19 protein-coding genes and 1 pseudogene are annotated in these 19,083 nt (G+C 65.3%); 15 read left to right on the top strand and 5 right to left on the bottom strand.

The genetic code is table 11. The features are described from left to right. Positions 1–16 precede the first annotated feature (16 nt). Positions 17–217 (top strand): sulfur carrier protein ThiS, encoded by a 201-nt coding sequence (thiS, locus tag FXO19_RS09275; RefSeq protein WP_149194813.1) that lies wholly within the window; start codon positions 17–19, stop codon positions 215–217. Positions 218–308: 91 nt separating this feature from the next. Here the strand turns inward: thiS and FXO19_RS09270 are convergent, their stop codons facing one another. From FXO19_RS09270 to FXO19_RS09260, 3 genes are all read right to left on the bottom strand, one after another. Continuing rightward, positions 309–1,784, bottom strand: a complete 1,476-nt coding sequence (locus FXO19_RS09270) for a CehA/McbA family metallohydrolase (protein ID WP_149194812.1) — start codon at positions 1,782–1,784, stop codon at positions 309–311. Between the two features lie 2 nt (positions 1,785–1,786). Continuing rightward, a complete protein-coding gene (locus tag FXO19_RS09265) occupies positions 1,787–2,908 on the bottom strand; it encodes a Ca2+-dependent phosphoinositide-specific phospholipase C (protein ID WP_149194811.1) in 1,122 nt (373 codons plus the stop codon). A gap of 135 nt (positions 2,909–3,043) precedes the next feature. After that, a complete protein-coding gene (locus FXO19_RS09260) occupies positions 3,044–5,662 on the bottom strand; it encodes a TonB-dependent receptor (protein WP_255516365.1) in 2,619 nt (872 codons plus the stop codon). 301 nt (positions 5,663–5,963) lie between these two features. On the opposite strand from FXO19_RS09260, the gene FXO19_RS09255 reads away from it, so the two are divergent. The 7 genes from FXO19_RS09255 (at position 5,964) to FXO19_RS09225 (ending at position 14,440) form a co-directional block, all read left to right on the top strand. Next, positions 5,964–6,758, top strand: coding sequence for a thiazole synthase (locus FXO19_RS09255; protein WP_149194810.1), 795 nt, complete (start codon positions 5,964–5,966; stop codon positions 6,756–6,758). Between the two features lie 217 nt (positions 6,759–6,975). Then, positions 6,976–7,707: a tRNA (guanosine(46)-N7)-methyltransferase TrmB gene (trmB, locus tag FXO19_RS09250; RefSeq protein WP_149194809.1), complete on the top strand. Its 732-nt coding sequence runs from the start codon at positions 6,976–6,978 to the stop codon at positions 7,705–7,707. Positions 7,708–7,955: 248 nt separating this feature from the next. Continuing rightward, positions 7,956–9,797, top strand: a complete 1,842-nt coding sequence (locus FXO19_RS09245; RefSeq protein WP_149194808.1) for an SLC13 family permease — start codon at positions 7,956–7,958, stop codon at positions 9,795–9,797. 396 nt (positions 9,798–10,193) lie between these two features. Then, positions 10,194–11,867 carry a urocanate hydratase gene (gene hutU / locus FXO19_RS09240; RefSeq protein ID WP_149194807.1) on the top strand — a complete coding sequence of 558 codons (1,674 nt, stop codon included), beginning with the start codon at positions 10,194–10,196 and terminating at the stop codon, positions 11,865–11,867. Then, positions 11,864–12,532: a DsbA family oxidoreductase gene (locus FXO19_RS09235; RefSeq protein ID WP_149194806.1), complete on the top strand. Its 669-nt coding sequence runs from the start codon at positions 11,864–11,866 to the stop codon at positions 12,530–12,532. The genes hutU and FXO19_RS09235 overlap by 4 nt, the downstream gene beginning before the upstream one ends. 678 nt (positions 12,533–13,210) lie before the next feature. After that, a complete protein-coding gene (locus FXO19_RS09230; RefSeq protein WP_149194805.1) occupies positions 13,211–13,732 on the top strand; it encodes a hypothetical protein in 522 nt (173 codons plus the stop codon). Positions 13,733–13,813: 81 nt separating this feature from the next. Beyond that, positions 13,814–14,440, top strand: coding sequence for a DJ-1/PfpI family protein (locus FXO19_RS09225; RefSeq protein WP_149194804.1), 627 nt, complete (start codon positions 13,814–13,816; stop codon positions 14,438–14,440). Positions 14,441–14,525: 85 nt separating this feature from the next. Here FXO19_RS09225 and FXO19_RS19235 read toward each other — a convergent pair whose 3' ends face one another. Next, entirely contained in the window at positions 14,526–14,864 is a 339-nt protein-coding gene (locus FXO19_RS19235; protein ID WP_187775720.1) for a hypothetical protein, read from the bottom strand. Positions 14,865–14,971: 107 nt separating this feature from the next. Between FXO19_RS19235 and FXO19_RS09215 the strand changes: the two genes are divergently transcribed. From FXO19_RS09215 to FXO19_RS09205, 3 genes are all read left to right on the top strand, one after another. Continuing rightward, a complete protein-coding gene (locus FXO19_RS09215; protein ID WP_149194803.1) occupies positions 14,972–15,496 on the top strand; it encodes a YybH family protein in 525 nt (174 codons plus the stop codon). 100 nt (positions 15,497–15,596) lie between these two features. Further along, complete coding sequence (locus FXO19_RS09210; RefSeq protein WP_149194802.1) at positions 15,597–15,911, top strand: hypothetical protein; 315 nt, start codon at positions 15,597–15,599, stop codon at positions 15,909–15,911. A 92-nt stretch (positions 15,912–16,003) separates the two neighbouring features. After that, a complete protein-coding gene (locus tag FXO19_RS09205) occupies positions 16,004–16,492 on the top strand; it encodes a GNAT family N-acetyltransferase (protein ID WP_149194801.1) in 489 nt (162 codons plus the stop codon). Positions 16,493–16,515: 23 nt separating this feature from the next. Here the strand turns inward: FXO19_RS09205 and FXO19_RS09200 are convergent, their stop codons facing one another. After that, the gene (locus FXO19_RS09200) at positions 16,516–17,394 is read right to left on the bottom strand and encodes an alpha/beta fold hydrolase (RefSeq protein WP_149194800.1); all 879 of its coding nucleotides are present in this window, start codon (positions 17,392–17,394) and stop codon (positions 16,516–16,518) included. Between the two features lie 144 nt (positions 17,395–17,538). On the opposite strand from FXO19_RS09200, the pseudogene FXO19_RS19820 reads away from it, so the two are divergent. The 4 genes and pseudogenes from FXO19_RS19820 to FXO19_RS09185 all read left to right on the top strand — a co-directional run. Continuing rightward, positions 17,539–17,907, top strand: a pseudogene (locus tag FXO19_RS19820) (aminoglycoside adenylyltransferase family protein); the annotation flags it as partial. Continuing rightward, positions 17,891–18,076: an aminoglycoside adenylyltransferase domain-containing protein gene (locus FXO19_RS19815; protein WP_425481460.1), complete on the top strand. Its 186-nt coding sequence runs from the start codon at positions 17,891–17,893 to the stop codon at positions 18,074–18,076. The pseudogene FXO19_RS19820 and the gene FXO19_RS19815, both read left to right, overlap by 17 nt. Positions 18,077–18,155: 79 nt before the next feature. Continuing rightward, positions 18,156–18,578: a PaaI family thioesterase gene (locus FXO19_RS09190; protein ID WP_149194799.1), complete on the top strand. Its 423-nt coding sequence runs from the start codon at positions 18,156–18,158 to the stop codon at positions 18,576–18,578. Between the two features lie 65 nt (positions 18,579–18,643). Continuing rightward, positions 18,644–19,009: a VOC family protein gene (locus FXO19_RS09185; protein ID WP_149194798.1), complete on the top strand. Its 366-nt coding sequence runs from the start codon at positions 18,644–18,646 to the stop codon at positions 19,007–19,009. Positions 19,010–19,083 lie beyond the last annotated feature (74 nt).

Genomic DNA, 19,083 nt, shown 5'->3' with positions numbered 1-19,083 from the left:
GGCGACAATGGCGGCCATGGATATCCAGCTCAATGGCGACCGCGTCGCCCTGCCCGACCCGGCCACGATCAGCGACCTGCTCCGGACTCAGGGCCTGGCCGAACGTCGCGTCGCGGTGGAGGTCAACGGCGAGATCGTGCCGCGTGGCCGCCACGATGCGCATGCGTTACATGACGGCGACCGAGTGGAGATCGTGCACGCGCTCGGTGGCGGATGAGGAGCGAGAAACGAGTGGAGAGGAGTGAGAAATGAGAGAAGAGCAGGTCATCACGCTCTTCTCTCATTTCCCACTCCTCCTCACTCACTTCTCAGAAATTGACGTAAATCGGATTGCCGACCAATAGTAGCCGGCCGCCGGCGTCGCGCACGTCCACGCGCAGCCAGTGGCGGCCGCCATCGCTGCGCCAGCGCCAGCGCAGGGGCTGCCCGGTGTCGGGCACGACGGAATCGGCGAGCAGCGGCGCGATTTCGCCGTCGACGATCACCTCCACGCGCGCATCCGCCACGCCGGCCAGGCGCAGCTCGAAATCGGCCTCGGCACCGGCCGGCAACGCCAGCGTGCCGCCCATGGCGATCTCGTTCGCGCGGTAGCGTGCGATCAGGTCGAGCACGCGATCGCGGCTGCCCTCGACGTCGACGAAGACGCGGCCGGCGCGGATGCCGTCGAGGATCGCCGGTTGCGACAACGACGCCGCATGCACCGCCGTCACCGGCGCGCCGATCCGGCTGCGGCCAAACTGCGACTGCGTCAGCTTGGCGTCGTGGTTGTCGCTGCCGCCAACGCCGGTGAGCCGATGGCCGGCATCGAGCTGCGCATGCCAGAACGGGATGCCCGACATCGGCGTGTCGGCGTCGGCGCCGTTGATGGCCTCCACCGCCGCGATCCGCGACCAGTCCGTCCCGCCGCTCGGCGTCCAGCCGCATCCCATGCAGCGCTCGTCCGACGGCCGCACCGGATGGTTGACCGACAGCAGCAGGTCGCGCGCCTGCGCCTCCCGCAGCAGCGCGTTCCAGTCCGGTACGGTGTCGCCGACGCGGAAATCCAGCGGCGCCTGCAGTCCGAAGACATTGGCGTGGCCCTGGAACGTGGTCACCTCCATGCCCGGGATCAGCAGCAGGCGGTCGAAGTACGGCTGCAGCCCGCGGATGTCGTGCAGGTGCGAGACCGTGTTGTGATCGGTCAGGGCGACGAAGTCCAGGCCCTGCTCAGCGGCCGCCTGCAGGGTCAGGAACAGCGGGCACGGCACCCGCTCGCCGCCCTGGCTGTCGCAGCTGGCGTCGCTGTGCGCGCTGTGCATGTGCAGGTCGCCGCGGTACCACCGCGCCTCCTTCCCGAGCACCGGCTGCAGCGACCCGGGCAGGCGCTCTTCCGCGCCGACCGGCGTGAAACGGACCTCGGCCGTATAGGTCGCGGATGCGCCGGCGCGGATGTTGGGAATCCCCAGCAGCAACCGCCACTCCCCGGCCGGCAACGCGCCCGGCAGGTAGGAGGGCGTGGCGTCGTACGCCGATACGGTGAATTCACGCTTGTTGCCGCCGCTCCAGCCGCGGAAGCCGTCCGGCCCCAGCAGGCCCAGGTCGATGGTGGTCTTGTCCTCGCGGCCGTCGTAGTCGAACGCCACGGTGATGCGCGCGGTGCCCGCCGGCACGGTGAACGGCACCTCGCGGTAGCGCTGGTGGTCGCCGCCGTCGATCTCGCCGCGCAGCACGAGCGAGTCGCGTTCCGCGGCCGCAGCGGCCATGGCGCAAATAGTCAGGACGACGAAACACAGGCGACGCAGCATGATCATTCCTCGATGGGCAGGCCGCCGCAGCGTTGCGCGGCGCGATGCGGATTGCAGCGCGCGACCGCACCACCCGGCAGTCCGACCCGGTAGTCGCCGAACCGCGGATCGGGTTCGATGTAATCGGTGGAGACGACCTGCGCGCCTCCGCCCAGCGCGGCCTCGCGGCGGCGCGTGTCGTTCCGGCGCGCCTCCCGCGTGTCGGCGTCGGCGCGGGTGCGGACGAGGAAGCCCGCGGCTACGGCCTCGGCGATGTCCACGCCCTGCTCCACAGGCTCGTTGCGCGTCAGCCATGCCGCGGCCGGGGAGGACGCGGCGGCATTGACGAACAGCACCCGGCCTTCCAGCGCGCGTCGTTCGCCGCGATACAGCGCCACCTTCTCTTCGCCCTCGTCGAGCGCGAACAGCACCCGCCCGCGCGCCTCGCCCAGGCGCGGCCAGCGGCCGGCGAGCGCCGCGTCGCGCAGGCTCGGGGCGTCGCCCTGCACTTCGTTCGGCACGATCAGCGCCTCGTCCGGGAACGCGCTGCGGATCTCGGCATCCAGCGCATCGAACGCCGCCGCATCGAAACGCAGCGGCTGCACCGCGCCGGGCGCGGCGGGACCGTCCTTGGCGTTGATCTGGATCAGCAGCGGGACATGCCGCGGATGCGCGCGCGACCAGTCGCGGACGATCCGCAGGCATTCGGCGAACGGCTGGCAGCTGCTGCGGTAGTCGATGTCGGACAGGTGCATGACCTTGAAGCCGGGGCGCCGCAGGGCGGCGCGCTGGTCGCGCGGCAGCGAATCATGGCGATAGCGCGCGCCTTCTGGGTCATGGTAGACGTCGAATTCGAATGCGCGCACGCCGCGTGCCAGCTGCTCGCGCAACGGCAGGTGGCCGTAGTCGATGCCGTCCGCGCCCTGCGGATCGCGTTCGCGGTGCGCGGCCAGCAGATGCGGCCAGGTGGGCAGCTTGTAACTGTTGTGGGTGCCGATCACCTGCAGGTCGTTGAGGCGCAGGTTGGCATCCATCCAGGCCTGCGCGCAGTCGGCGCCGGCGGCACGGGCGTCGGGGGCTGCGAGGTCGCAGGCGGCCGATGCCGCGAACGGCAGGAAAGCAGCGAGCAGGACGAGGCTTTGCATGACTATGCTTGATTTCATTGCGAGTCCGTCGTGGGAGCGGAGCCGAGGGGCCTTCACTCGAATCTGCGTTGTTACCGAACGCTCGACTGCTCCGGCGCTCCCCCTCACCCCAGCCCTCTCCCCCGGGAGCTTTCGTCAGAAGCGGTACATCACCGCCAGGCGGAACGCCCGTCCCAGCACCGGCCGGGCGATGAAGCTGTTGGCGCCGGCGTCACCGCTCTGCAGCTCACCTGCGCGCGGGTTGCCCTCGGTCAGGCCCAGCGAGTTACCGAGGTTGTCGACGTAGCCATACAGCGCGAACTGCGGCGTCATCTCGAGCCGGGCGCTGGCGTTGAACACGTCGTACGCCGGCAGCTTCACCGAGTTGGCGTTGTCGACGTAGCGGTCGCCCTGGTATTCCCAGGCGAGCTGCAGACGCAGGCGGCCGTCCAGCAGATTCACGCCGGGCACGAGGCGCACGCTGGTCTCCGGCACCCGGATCAGGCGGTTGCCAACGAAGTCGCGCAGCATCGGGCCCTCGTCCGAGTCCTCGGTGTATCTCAGGTCCCGGTATTCCGGATTCTGCAAAGTGGCGGTCAGCTGCAGGTCGAACCAGTCGGCCGGATACCAGGCGCCCTCCAGCTCCAGGCCGTAGGTGCGGGTGCTGGCGTAGCCCTGCTCCCGGGTCGAGACCCCGGTATTGACGTCGAACACGTAGTTGTTGAACCCGACATTGTCGTACTTGGTGTAGAACCCGGTGGCGAACAGGCTGAACAACGCGTCGCTGTACTTGTAGCCGATCTCCGCCAGGTCCATGGTCTGGGTGATGGCGGCATCATTGTTGGTGGCCTGCCGCTCGGACACGCACTGGTCGAATTCCGCTCCGGTACTGTCATCGCAGGCGTTGTCGCCGCGGGTGACGTAGCTCCCCAGGCTGGGCAGGCGGAAGGCCGAGGTCCAGCGGCCGAATACGCCCGAATTCCGCCCGAACTGGTAGTTCGCGCCCAAGGTCCAGCCGACCTTGTCGGAACTGGTGTCGTAGTGCAGGAACCGGCCCGAGCCGGTCAGCATCGAGGCCGTGGCCGGGGTGCCGCCGTCGGCCGTGGTGCGCACCTCGGTCCAGCCCTCGGCGGTGATCTCCTCCCAGCGCACGCCGGCGTCGATGCGCAGGGCATCGTTCACCTGCCACTCGTCCGCCAAGTAAAGCGCGTGAGTGGTGGACTCGCCCGAGGCATTGCCCCATTCGTAGCCGTGGCGCCGGACACCGTCCTCGGTGAAGGCGGCCAGCACGTTGCCGTCGGCGTCCACCACCTCCAGGTTCAGCAGGCGCGCGTTGTCCTGCGCGTCCAGCAGTACGTTGGAGGAATAGCGGTCGAAGTCCTCGTTGGTGTTGGCGTAGTAGTAGCCCAGGGTCAGATTGTGGTTCTGGCCGCCGACATCGAAGTCGCGCGACAGGCGCAGGTCGTTGACCAGCTCCTTCACCGGCATCTCCAGGCCACGCAGGCCGCCCACCATCATCAGTCCGTTGCCGTTCTGGCCGGCGACGTCGAAGACGCCGCCCGGCGCGTTGACGTAGCTCAGCTGCAGGCCGGCGGCACCCGGCACCTGTGCGATCTGCGACGCGAGGTCCTCGGCCTGGTTCTCCAGGAAGCTCGACGCGCTCTGCAGGTTCAGCGCGAACACGCCGTTGCGGGTGGTCTTGGTATGGGTGAGGCCCAGCGCGTCGGACACCTGCCAGCCCGCGCCCAGGTCGTAGTCGAACTTCACCGTCAGCTGGTCGCGCCGGACGTGGGTGCCCTTGGCGTTGTCGTAGTCCCAGACGCCGCCGTCGCCGCCATCACCGCCCATTGGCATCGCCAGGCGGCGGGTTTCCGGGCCGGCCACGGTGCCATGGTGGCCGTCGAACCCCGGCACCGCACGAATATCGCCGTTCTCGTCGGTGCGCATCGGGATGCCCAGGTACAGCATGACCTTGTCGTCCAGGTGCTTGGCGTCGATGCTGAGGCGGCCGCGCTCGAACTCGCGCGCCAGGTTGACGCGGAACTGTCCGCCGTCGTTGGCGGTGTAGCCGGGATCGCGGATGCCGTCGTCCTGGCGGTAGAAGCCGCCGAGGCCCAGCTTCCAGTCGCCGGCCACCGGCGTGCCGTACCAGAAGTCGAGGCGTTTCAGGCCGTAGTCGCCCACGGTGACCTTGGCGATGCCCTCGTCCTCGTCGCCGACCTGGCGCGGGATGTAGTTGATCGCGCCGGCCGGGGCGTTGGGGTAGATCACCGACGACGGGCCGCCGCGCACCACCTCGATACGCTCGATGGTCTCGTCGAGGCGGAATGCCTGGTCACCGTTCAGATAGCCGAGCGAGGGATCGTGCACCACCGGCACGCCGTCCTCGAGGATGTTGACCGAGCCGAAGCCGTCGACCGGGATGCCGCGGACGCGGACGTTGCCGCTGCCCTCGCCACCGGACGCCTCGACCCAGAAGCCGGGCACCGATTTGAGCGATTCGGTCACGCTGGTGGGCGCCTGCAGGCGCAGCGTCTCCTCTTCGATGTTGGTGACCGAGTAGCTGGTCTCGGCCTTGGTGCGGATGCCGGTGCCGGCGCGGCCGGTCACCACGATGCTGTCGAGTTCGGTGGCGTCGGTGCGCCGGTCGATGCCGTCCGTGGCGGATGCTGCGTCCTGCTGTGCCCAGGCCGGGGCGGAAGCCATCGCGGCGCAGGCACCGACGACGAGGGCACGGCGGATCGAACCGCTGAGGCGGCGGCGCTTCATCTGCATGTGAATCAATCCTGATACGGGGGAAGGACATCGCGGAGCTGCGCGACGGCCGCCGATGCTGCATGGCGAAGGTTCAGTTTTGATGACACGTGCCGCGCCGCGCAGCCCGTCGGCGGCGGCGATGAAGCCGCGCCGCGCGTTGCGAAGGGGAACAACGGCAGGACGGACCTGCCGTCATGTGCGGGGTCGGGGCTGAAGCTCCTCCTACAGAAGTGCGGGGGCGCGGCTGAAGTCCCTCCTACAAGAGCGGGCATTCACCGCGTCCCTACATTTCGACGGCGTGAACCGCCATAATCCGGTCATGAACGATTCGTCTGCGCACGACCCACTGGTCATCGCCGGCAAGCGCTACCGCTCGCGCCTGCTCACCGGCACCGGCAAGTTCAAGGATCTCGACGAAACCCGCGCCGCCACCGAGGCCGCCGGCGCCGAGATCGTCACCGTGGCCATCCGCCGGACCAACATCGGCCAGAATCCGGGCGAGCCCAACCTGCTCGACGTGCTGCCGCCCGACCGCTACACCATCTTGCCCAACACCGCCGGCTGCTACACCGCCGCCGACGCGGTGCGCACCTGCCGCCTGGCGCGCGAGCTGCTCGACGGCCACAACCTCACCAAGCTCGAGGTGCTGGGCGACGAGAAAACGCTGTTTCCCGACGTGGTGCAGACGCTCGAGGCCGCCGAGCAACTGGTCGCCGACGGCTTCCAGGTGATGGTCTACACCAGCGACGATCCGATCCTGGCGCGCCGGCTGGAGGAGATCGGCTGCGTGGCGGTGATGCCGCTGGCCGCGCCGATCGGCTCCGGCCTGGGCATCCAGAACAAGTACAACCTGCTCGAGATCATCGAGAACGCCAAGGTGCCGGTGCTGGTCGATGCCGGCGTCGGCACCGCGTCCGACGCCGCGATCGCGATGGAGCTGGGCTGCGACGGCGTGCTGATGAACACCGCCATCGCCGGCGCCAAGGATCCGGTGCGCATGGCGCGGGCGATGAAACTGGCGGTGGAGGCCGGCCGCGACGCCTTCCTCGCCGGCCGCATCCCGCGCAAGCGCTACGCCAGCGCCTCCAGCCCGGTGGACGGTCTGATCGGCTGATGGCGATGCGCCACGCCCGACGTCAATCGCCCTCCCGTAGGAGCGCCCCACGGGCGCGATGCCGCGGGTACTGGCAGGATCCGGTGGATGCGGCGATTCTGGACCGGCAGGCGCGTCGGTCAGGGAAATTCGCAGACGACGACCTGCCCACGGCATCGCGCGCACGGCGCGCTCCTACGAACTGCCCGGCGCGGGCCGTTCCGCGCGCAGCGGCGGCATGAGCGAGACCGGCCGCGACAAGCCCTTCACCGTCGAGCCCGGCCGTCGCCGGGTGCGCAGCTTCGTACTGCGCCAGGGCCGCTTCAGCGAGGCCCAGCAGCGGGCGTTCGACCAGTCGTGGCCGCGTTTCGGACTGGATTTCCGCCCCGCCGACCAGCAGACCGGCCCGCGCGACTTCGACGCCGTATTCGGCCGCAGCGCGCCACGGGTACTGGAGATCGGCTTCGGCAACGGCGAGGCGCTGCGCTACGCCGCCCGCCAGGACCCCACGCGCGACTACATCGGCATCGAGGTGCACGCCCCAGGCGTCGGCCGCCTGTTGAATGCCCTGGCCGAGGACGGCAGCGACCACGCCCGCATCTACCACCACGATGCGGTGGAGGTGCTCGAGCACGAGATCGCCGACGCCTCGCTCGACGAGATCCGCATCTATTTCCCCGATCCCTGGCACAAGAAGCGCCACAACAAGCGCCGCCTGGTGCAACCGGCCTTCGCCGACCTGCTGGTGCGCAAGCTGGCGCCCGGCGGGCGCTTGCACCTCGCCACCGATTGGCAGGACTATGCCGAACAGATGTGGGACGTCCTGGACGCAACGGCGGGATTGCGCAACCGCGCCGGTGCGCGCGGGCACGTGCCGCGCCCGGACTGGCGCCCGCAGACCCATTTCGAGACCCGCGGCCAGCGCCTGGGCCACGGTGTGTGGGATTTGCTTTACGACCGGGATTCGTGATTCGTGATTCGTGATTCGAAAAAGCGAAAGGCATTTGAGATGCGCGTCTCGCGGCACGGAACCCGGCGCCGCCGGCCGCCGGACCCGACACCGCCCCGGCGAAGGCCGGGATCCATCGTAATCCGCCGGCAAAGCGAACTGGACCCCGGCCCTTGTCGGGACAACGGCATCGGGTCCACCGGCTGACGGTCCGCCGCTGCGGCCCGCTTTCCCAATCCCGACTCCCGAATCCCCAATCCCGGCCCTAAATGGACACCGCCCTCTCGCTCACCACGGACATGAAGATCGTCCTCGGTCTGGTGAGCCTGACGATGCTGCTGTTCGTGTTCCAGCGGGTACGCGCCGACCTAGTGGCGCTGGTGGTGCTGGTGCTGCTGGGACTGACCGGGCAGGTGGCGTCGGAAGACGTGTTCAACGGCTTCTCGTCCAACGCCGTGATCAGCGTGATCGCCACCATGATCCTGGGCATGGGCCTGGACCGCACCGGCGCCCTCAACCGCCTGGCCGCCTGGCTGCTGCGGCGCGCGCACGGCGTGGAGCAGCGGTTGCTGCTGCTGACCTCGGCGGTCGCCGGCCTCAATTCCTCGTTCATGCAGAACCCGGCGGCGATGGCGCTGTACCTGCCGGTGGCCTCGCGGCTGGCCTCACGCACCGGCATGAGCCTGTCGCAACTGCTGCTGCCGCTGGGCGTGGCGATCGTGATGGGCGGCAGCCTGACGATGGTCGGCACCTCGCCGCTGATCCTGCTCAACGACCTGCTGGTGGCCGCCAACGCCAACCTGCCCTCCGGCGTGGCGACGCTGGAACCACTGAACATGTTCGCCCCGCTGCCGATCGGCCTGGTGCTGCTGGCCACCGGCCTGGCCTACTTCCATTTCTTCGGCAACCGGCAGCTGCGCGAGGGCAACGACAGCAACGTGACCCCGGCGCGCACGCAGAGCTATTTCGCCCGCGTCTACGGCATCGAAGGCGACGTGTACGAGCTCACCGTCACCGCCGACAGCCCACTGGTCGGCATGACCTTCGGCGAGGCCGAGGCCCTGCATGACGCCCCCGTGCTGCTGGCGCTCAAGAGCGACAACGAGGCGAAGCTGGCGCCGGCTGCCGACACCCGTATCTGGGTCGGCAGCGTGCTCGGGGCCATGGGCACGCGGCAGCAGGTGTCGGATTTCGCGCAGAACCAGTTCCTGCGCATGAGCACGCGCCTGCGCAACTTCGGCGACCTGTTCAATCCGGCCCGCGCCGGCATCTCGGAGGCGGTGATCCCGCCAACCTCCAAGTTCATCGGCAAGAGCGCCAACGAGCTGCAGCTGCGGCGCCAGCACGGGATCCGCCTGCTGGCGGTCAACCGCGGCAAGGACGAGGAGGTGATCCGCGACAACGTGCGCGACCTGCCGCTGCGCGCCGGCGACATGCTGGTGCTGCACAGTTTCTGGCAGGCGCTGTCGGAAAGCTCCAGCCGCGACTTCGTGGTGGTGACCGATTTCCCCAAGGGCGAGCAGCGCCCGCACAAGTTCAAGATCGCGATGGCGATCTTTGCCGTCACCATCCTGATCGCGTTGTCCTCGCGCGTGCCCACCTCGATCGCGCTGATGACCGGCGTGGCCGGCATGCTGGTCTGCGGCGTGCTGAAGATGGACGAGGCCTACAGCGCCATCAACTGGAAGACGGTGTTCCTGATGGCCTGCCTGATCCCGCTGGGCTGGGCCATGGACAGCAGCGGCGCCGCCGCCTGGGTGGCCGGCCATACCATCGAACAGCTGCCCCGCGGGCTGCCGGTGTGGGTGATCGAGATCGCCGTCGCCATCCTGACCACCGCCTTCTCCCTGGTCATCAGCCACGTCGGCGCCACCATCGTGGTGGTGCCGCTGGCGATCAACCTCGCGCTCGCCGCCGGCGGCGACCCGACCGCCTTCGCCCTGATCGTGGCGCTGTCGGCCTCGAACAACTTCATGACACAGTCCAATCCGGTGCTGTCGATGATCACCGGCCCCGCCGGCTACAACGCACGTGAATTGTGGCGTGTCGGCGCCCCGCTGTCGTTGACCTACACCCTGGTGGTGGTGGCGATGGTGAACCTGCTGTTCTGAGCCGGCCATCCACGGCAGGCCGCCCCTGCCGCCCGCCGTCGCTGGCGCACGCAGTCTGCGCCCACTCATTCGCACACCCGCTCCCGCAAACACCCGCACTCCGCTCCTTCCCCCGCTTGCGGGGGAAGGTTGGGATGGGGGCAAACCGGCGCAGGCACATCGAACGCCGCCACTCGCCATCGAGTGGGCAGATCCACAAGCCGCTCACTCGAAATATCCATACACCGGACGCAGTCGCGGCTCCGTCGCCCCCACCCCAGCCCTCCCCCATAAACGGGGGAGGGAGCAGATCGTCGCGGCCCGCACCTCCGGGCCTTCTGCACCCCAATGCGATAATCCCGATATTCCGCGCCCCGCCTCACCTCGGCGCATCGCCAACCGCTCCCGGAGCCACGCATGTCCGACCCCCGCCACGATCCCACCCGCAGCATCCGCGCGCCGCGCGGCAGCGACCTAACCTGCAGGTCCTGGCTGACCGAGGCCCCGTTCCGGATGATCCAGAACAACCTGGACCCGGACGTGGCCGAGCGTCCGGAGGACCTGGTGGTCTACGGCGGCATCGGCCGCGCCGCCCGCGACTGGGCCTGCTTCGACCGGATCCTGGAGATACTCAAGACCCTCGGCGACGACGAGACCCTGCTGGTGCAGTCCGGCAAGCCCGTCGGCGTGTTCCCTACCCATGCCGACGCGCCGCGCGTGCTGATCGCCAACTCCAACCTGGTGCCCGCCTGGTCCACCTGGGAGCACTTCCACGAACTCGACCGCAAGGGCCTGATGATGTACGGCCAGATGACCGCCGGCAGCTGGATCTACATCGGCAGCCAGGGCATCGTGCAGGGCACCTACGAGACCTTCGTTGAGATGGGCCGCCAGCACTACGGCGGCGACCTCAGCGGCAAGTGGATCCTCACCGCCGGCCTCGGCGGCATGGGCGGCGCGCAGCCGCTGGCCGCCAGCCTGGCCGGCGCCTGCAGCCTCAACATCGAATGCCAGCAGAGCCGCATCGGCATGCGCCTCAAGACCCGCTACGTCGACGAGCAGGCGACCGATCTCGACGACGCCCTCGCTCGCATCGACAGGTACACGAAGGCCGGCGAGGCGAAGTCCATCGCCCTGCTCGGCAACGCCGCCGAAGTGCTGCCGGAACTGGTCGAGCGCGGCGTGCGCCCCGACGCCGTCACCGATCAGACCAGCGCCCACGACCCGGTGCACGGCTACCTGCCGATCGGCTGGACCGTGGCGCAGTGGTTCGCCGAGCAGAAGGCCGACCCGGACAAGGTGCGCGACGCCGCCAAGCGCTCCATGCGCACCCATGTCGAGGCCATGCTCGCCTTCGCGGCCGAGGGCGTTCCGACGTTCGACTACGGCAACAACATCCGCCAGATGGCCAAGGACGAAGGCTGCGCCAACGCCTTCGACTTCCCCGGCTTCGTGCCCGCCTACGTGCGCCCGCTGTTCTGCCGCGGCATCGGTCCGTTCCGCTGGGTGGCCCTGTCCGGCGACCCGGAGGACATCTACAGGACCGATGCCAAGGTCAAGGCGCTCATCCCCGACGACAAGCACCTGCACAACTGGCTGGACATGGCCCGCGAGCGGATCGCCTTCCAGGGCCTGCCCGCGCGCATCTGCTGGGTCGGCCTGGGCCTGCGCCACAAGCTGGGCCTGGCCTTCAACGAGATGGTGCGCAGCGGCGAACTGAAGGCGCCGGTGGTCATCGGCCGCGACCATCTCGACTCCGGCTCCGTCGCCTCACCCAACCGCGAGACCGAGGCCATGCAGGACGGCAGCGACGCCGTCAGCGACTGGCCGCTGCTCAATGCCATGCTCAATGTGGCCGGCGGCGCGACCTGGGTGTCGCTGCACCATGGCGGCGGCGTGGGGATGGGCTATTCGCAGCACTCCGGCGTGGTCATCGTGTGTGACGGCACGGAAGCAGCCGACAAGCGCATCGCGCGGGTGCTGTGGAACGACCCGGGCACCGGGGTGATGCGGCATGCGGATGCCGGATACGACATCGCCAGGCAGTGCGCGACGGAACAGGACTTGAAGCTGCCGATGCTGCAGGCATGAACGCGACAGCGACCGGCGGCGTGCCGCTGCGCATCGACTTCGTCTCCGACGTGGTCTGCCCGTGGTGCGCCATCGGGCTGGCGTCGCTGGAACGGGCACTGGAACGTATGCAGGGCGAGATACAGGCCGAGCTCCATTTCCGTCCATTCGAACTGAACCCGCAGCTCCCGCCCGAAGGCGAGGACATCGCCGAGCACCTGCAGACGAAGTACGGCCTGTCCCCTGCACAGCTTGCCGAAGGCCATGAACGCATTCGCCAGCGCGGCGCCGAGCTGGGCTTCACTTTCGCGGCGGACCGCCGCCGCATCTACAACACGTTCGACGCCCACCGACTGCTGTACTGGGCCCGGCTCGAAGGCAGCCAGGTTGCACTCAAGCATGCATTGCTGCGCGCGTACTTCACCGACGGGCGGGACGTCTCGGACCACGACACCCTGGTCCACATCGCGGGCATGGCCGGACTGGCACCGGACCGCGCACATGACATCCTCGCCTCAGACGCCTACGCGGCCGAGGTGCGCGCGGAACAACAGCTCTACTCGCGCAAAGGTATCAATGCCGTGCCGGCCGTCATCATCGAACAGCGCGACCTGATCTCGGGTGGCCAGCCGATAGAAGTGTTCGAGCGGGCGCTGCGACAGATTGCGGAGAGGAAGACGGGGTGAAGCGGAGCTTCGCGCGCAGGCTGGATCGACCTCATCGATGCAGCCATGCGACTTGCCGGGTCGACGGAGCCGGCCAAACCTATGGCCGGCTGCAACATCCGTTTACCACCACGATTTAACGGCGATAACAGATATCACTGCATCCAACACGACATGCGGGCCGCGCCAGCCATTCCGATAAGAACGCTGATCCACTGCCAAGCTGCTGATTTCACAAACCTTTGTGGAAGTTGACGACGCAGCCGACCACATGAATACTCGGCGCTATCACCCCGATTTGGGGTCGATAAAGAAGTTTGGCGCCACCACAAGCATCACTGCAGCCATAGATATGACCACCTGTCCGTACTGCCATAATCAAGCGATGTCGCAACTCAGGAAGTCATTCTTGGGCCCAGCGCTATCTGCTCAGTGCAAAGCTTGTGGCAAGCGCATCTCCGTCCCTCCAGCCGCAATGTTGGCGGTCACGCCATTCCTCTTTAGCATCGTCCTGGCAGGTCTTCTGGCTCCACATGGCTGGCAATTCAGCGCTTTGTCCCTCCTTGCGGGCCTCTTAGCAATGGCTGCAATACACGCGTTCCTCGTCCCATTGGTGCAACGTGGCGCCTAACAATTCATTCAAGCCGAACCCGCTTCGCGGGTCGGCTTAATTCAGGCGTTATGCATTAAGGATAGATCATGACCAAGAAGTTCCTTGAAGGGCTTGCGTTCGGTGGCGGATTTGCTCTCTCATTCCTCGCAATCTCCTACTTCGTCGCATTCTTTGCAATGCCAGTTCTTATTCCGAATGGATTCCATAAGGTCGGGGGAAGCGAAGTAGGAATTGATCCAGAGATCTACGCAAGAGAGGCGGAGAAAAACTTCTATGAACTCTCGGTTGAAGATCAGATCCGGGAGGCAAGTGTGATCGCCTTGGTCAACTATGTGCCATCTGCCGATGGGAAATTCAAGGCAATAATCAACGAATTCCTGAAGAAGGAACCAAATTCGGAGTTCCACTATAGCATCGGGGACGAATACCCTCCGGCTAGCTACTACATAAAAGAAGACGTAAATCGAGGAGACGGGCAAATCATCTTCTTCGTTGGGTTACCAGCAGAGATGAAAATGGCTACGACCTACTCGGATGGCCGTATACGAGGCCTAGGAGATATGCCACTCCAGTTATTCCGTGAGAAATGTAGCGGCAACAATTTATAACAGTTCATTCAAGCCGATGCCGCTTCGCGGCACGGATTAATTCACACGTTAGCTATCCCAGAACTCCAGTAGCGGCCCGCTATGACCTTCGGAATACTCGTCTTTCCCAACGTCGAAGAACTTGACTTCGTCGGCCCCTGGGAAATGGTCACTATGTGGCAGCAGGTTGCCGGCGGCCCCAACTGCCTGGTGGTCGCGGAGCACGCAGCACCGATCAGTTGCGCCAAGGGTCTCTCAATAAATCCGCATTTTTCCTTCGAGGAGTGCCCGGCGCTCGACTACCTTCTGGTGCCTGGTGGCCAGGGAACCCGAACCGAGATCAACAATGCGAAGCTGCTCGACTTCGTAGCCGCGCGAGGCAAGGCTTGCAAGGCTGTCCTCTCAGTCTGCACTGGCTCCTTCGTTCTGCATGCTGCCGGCCTACTCGAGGGCAAGAGGGCGACCACACACTGGGGATCGCTTGAGCGCCTTCGTGCGCTGGGAAGCGTTGAGGTGGTCGAAGAACGCTTCGTACGGGACGCCAACGTTTGGTCCTCTGCTGGCGTGTCTGCGGGTATCGACCTGACGCTTGCATTCATTGCTGAGGTTGCGGGCGAGGAAGCTGCTGCAAAAGTGCAGTTCGCTTCCGAGTACTATCCGTCGGACCGACGGTATGGGGCGTTCCACAACACACATCCGTCAGCACCGGCGTACACCAGGGATGCCTAACCCTTTGCTCGAGTGGACACGCAACGACAAGGCGCCCTGGCCGCTGCACGCCGCTCAGCTCAAACGTTAGCGTTCATAGGAGGAGTCACATGGATCTGTCCGGAAAATCAGACACTGAAATCTTGTCGGTTGCCGATCCGATCATGGACAACTTGATGGATGCCTCAACCGCAATCGACCATGACAGGCACATCGTGGACTTCACTGATCGCCTGAAAAGCGTCTCTCCAAGGAGCAGTTGGAGTGGATCTGCCAGGACTACCAGAGCACAAAGGGCTTCTTCGCAGACCGCGAGTTCGTCGCTACCTTCCGGCGCCCAGAGTCTGTCGCTGTTGTCTGGAAGCAGCGCTTCACCAAAGAGCCGGGAGACTTCGTAGCAGAGATGGTTCTTGTCCAACAAGACGGCAGGTATCTTGTTGACCACGTGATGGTCTTCTAGTGATCGCCAACCATCCGTTCAAGCCCAAGCTGCTTGACGGATCGGATTAACTCAGGTGTTGGACCGTCGACACTCCAATCGGATTGAGACATATGAGCCGTTCCATCCTCACTGTTGTCGTCTTCGGCCTCATGTTGGCGACGGGACCACTGCTTGGCCAGAATGCCCCAGAACCAGTCGCGTCCACAGGGCTTCCCGAAGTCGCGTTGCCGCCTCAGCTGGATCGAGTGCTTCGCGACTATGAGCGCGCATGGCGCGCGGGCGACGCGGTCGCCCTCGCCTCGCTGTTTGCGGAAGATGGATTTGTGCTGCAAAGCAATCGTCCGCCAATCCGCGGACGCTCGGCCATCCGGGCAGTCTATGAAGGCCAGGGGGGCGGCCAATTACGGCTACGCGCGCTCGCTTTTGCCGCCGGAGACACGATCGGCTACATCATCGGTGCATATGGTTACGACAATACGCCCGGCGATACCGGAAAGTTCACGCTCACTCTACGCCGTGCGTCCGGCGGACCATGGTTGATCTTCTCGGACATGGACAACCCGAACGCCGCGCCGCAGCGCCGGAGCGCACCGCACACGCCTTCGCCAACCGAACTCCCGGCGGCAGCGCACTGATGCCGTATCATGGACAGCGTACGGTCTGGCAATCCATCCAAGCAGCGCCGCTTCGCGGCGCTGCTTGATTCAGGCGTTAGGCCACTAGGGAGCCTTCCCCATGGCATCGAGAGAAGATCTGGTCGAACATCTTTGGCGAGAGATCATAAATCCGCTTGCCGACCCATCTACGCTCGACAACATCGTTGCCAACTGCAAGCGGAATCCTGATGGGTCCTTTGCCGAGGTTGGCCCGGCCATCGAGCGCGTGCTGGCAGCCGGCGTCTCGCCCGAAGATCTCTGTCTTATCAGTCGTAGCGCCACCTACGAGGCTGTCTTTGGCACCCTTTACGCCATCGGCGATCCTGGCGCCGACAACAATGACGTCTTTGGACTCTACGAAATCCTGGCCACGTCGCCGAGCGCCAAGTGGTGACCGAGGCGCGGCCCGACAATTCATCCAAGCCGAACCCGCTTCGCGGGTCGACCTAATTCAGGCGTTAGACCGCATCACAACGCGAGGTTCTCATGCATCAGAACGAAAACGCACTCAACTTCATTCCGTTCACCTCGGCCTCGGTCAAAGAAGTTGAGGGATGGTTCGACGATCCGGACACACAGCGCTTTCTCGGAGGGCGCGAATGGCTCCGCCGTATTCCAGCGCTCCTGCAAGACTCACCAGGAGTGGAGTTTCGAGGCCGTAGAGTGCTGGCCCGTCACGCATGGATTGTTTATACGACAGGAAGCCCTGTCGGGATTGTGGATGTCGAGCGATATGATGATGGAACAGCCGGGCTCGCCTTAGCGGTTGCCCCGGCTATGCGAGGGAAGGGCATAGGGAGGCGAATTCTCTCCAACTTGCAAACTTTGGACGGGTTGGCGGAGGTAAAGGCCTTTATCGGGGCCGTAGAGCCTGACAATGAAGCTGCACGGCGTTGCATGAGAGGTGCGCGATTCGAGGTGGCAGAGCGAGAAGATGAAGAAGGGATGCTGCGGATTTCACGGAGTGCGGCCTAACAATTGGCTTGTACGAATCGGCGTCACTCATGCCGTTCCGCTCCTTCGCCTTCCTTTTGCCAGCGCCTGATAAAGTCGAGCATCAGCGACACGGCTTCGGCCGCATGCGTCTCAAGCAGCAGGTGGCCGGCGTCGAGGACATGGGCTTCCATCCTTGGCAGCGCGCGCATCCAAGACAGCACCTCGGCGAGTTCGAAATAGATATCGTGCCTTCCCCAGACCATCAGGGCAGGCGGCTGCCAGCGCTCAAGGTACTCGGCAATGGCGTCGAAGCGGGCGGCGTAGTTCTCATAGTCTGCGATCAGCGCTCGCTGCGTGTCCATGTGTCCTGGCAGATTCATCACCCGCCAATCCTCTTCCCAGTGTTCGGCGGGGATCCGCTCGGCCACGTCCGATGGAACGCCTGAGATGTACGTGTCGCGCGTGCCCGCGAGGGTCAGATGTGCGGTGACCGCCGCCTCGTTTTCCGCGTTCGGCTGCGACCAGTAGGCCAGCTGCGCAGCCCATCCTGGTCCCCACCCCGTTCGATGCGCGTTGGCGTTCTGGATGATGAGGCCCAGCACCTGCTCGGGCGCCTGCATCGCAATCTGCAGGCCCACCGGCGCTCCCCAATCATGCAGGTAGATGAATCGCGGCCCGATCTCGAGCCGGTCGAGCAGTTCGCAGATGGCCTGACCGATCGCGGCAAACGAGACTGTCGGCAGCACGTCGGACTCGCCATGGCCGGGCAGATCAGGCGCGATCACATAGGCGGCCTGCGCCAGCGCGGGCACGACTCCCCGGAACATTCGCGCCGAGTTCGGGGTTCCGTGCAGCAGCAGCACGGCGGGCTTGGACGCCTCGCCTGCCGTGACGAACGACAGCTCGGTGCCGCCGGACAGACGGAGTCGTTCCATCTTCATGCATTGATCTCCATCTAGATCGTGGGACCATTGAACTAAGCGTTGCGGCGTTAGCCAGGGGTGAGAGTCACGGCAACGCCGCCTAACAATTCGTTTCAAGCCGAACCCGCTTCGCCGGTCGGTCTAACTCGGGTGTGGGACATCATGAGCAACTCGGTACCCGCCGAAGCAGCAGCACAGCTGTCACGGGCGTGCGATGTCATCCAGAGTCATCTGGCATCGACTTTACTGGCCGTCCATTTGTATGGTTCCGCGTTGGACGGTGGCCTGAAGCCATACAGCGACATCGACTTGCTGGTTACCGTGTCTGCACGACCTGATGACGCCGTACGCCGGGCTCTGTTGCTCGATCTGCTGAACGTCTCAGCACCACCCGGTCAAAGCGAGACGCTCCGCGCCCTGGAGGTCACCGTCGTCGTCCGCGGCGACATCGTCCCTTGGCGTTATCCGGCCAGGCGGGAGCTGCAGTTCGGAGAATGGCTGCACAGGGACATTCTTGCGGGTATCATCGAGTTCGCGCTTGCCCGTCGAGCTTCGACCGGTATTGCAGGAGGCGCGACGGGCCTATCTCGGCCATGAGAAGGATCGTCTGGCCATGCGCCCGGACCAGCTGACCAAGTTCGTTCACTTGGTGAAGCACGAAGCAAGCAGGTTGCTCGATGCCAGCATCAACAGTGTCTAGCCGCTCATTCGACCCGGAGCCGCTTCACGATTTAGCTCAGGTGTTACGCGTCACCACAATCATTCCGTGAGCTTGTGATATGCCACTCTCCCTGCATGACGCACAGCAAGTGTTACATGCCCAACCCTTCAGCGAATTGTTGGGGGCTGAGCTTGTGCAGTTCTCCGCAGAGGGGATCGAACTCCGTGTTCCGATCTCCGAGCAATTGAAGCAGCAACATGGCTTCGTCCACGGCGGCGTCATTGCTTACGCCGCAGACAATGCACTCACCTTTGCCGGTGGATTCGCATTGGGACCTTCTGTTGTGACGTCCGAGTTCAAGATCAACTATGTTCGCCCAGTTCTAGGGCGTGTCCTGATCGCTCGAGCCGTCGTTGTCCATGCGGGAAGGAAGCAGGCCGTCTGCCGCTGCGAAATTTCAAGTCAAGACGGCGACACGGAGGTTCTATGCGCGCTGGCGCAAGGTACCATCTCCACGATCGATCGCCGCGACGACGCCTGACGACCGAAGCCGCTTCGGCCTGGATTCAGGCACTATGGCGCACGGCAGGATCTTGGGAGTGCGTGATGAAAGTTCAACGAATCGTTGCCAATGTCGAAACCACTGACGTTGAGGCAGCGGATGCTTTCTATCGTGGCGTTCTCGGTCTCGATCTGGTCATGGATCATGGCTGGCTCCGTACCTACGCTTCCCCGTCAATGATGTCGGTGCAGGTCAGTTTCGCCAGCCAGGGCGGTTCTGACACGCCGGTTCCCGAGCTTTCGATCGAGGTCGACGATCTTGCGGAGGCTCTTCGGAGAGTAAAGGACTCCGGCACTCCCATCGAGTATGGTCCCGTCAGCGAGCCCTGGGGAGTGCGCCGGTTCTATGTTCGAGATCCATTGGGAAAACTCGTCAACATCTTGCAGCATGAGCCGTCGAGTGCACCCTAGCAATTCATGCAAGCCGGATCGGTAGTTCCTACGGTTCAGTGGACACCCTGATCTCACTTCAGGAGTGTCTTCAA

Source organism: Luteimonas suaedae (assembly GCF_008312895.1).
GTDB lineage: Bacteria > Pseudomonadota > Gammaproteobacteria > Xanthomonadales > Xanthomonadaceae > Luteimonas > Luteimonas suaedae.
This window is presented reverse-complemented; position numbering and strand designations above follow the sequence as displayed.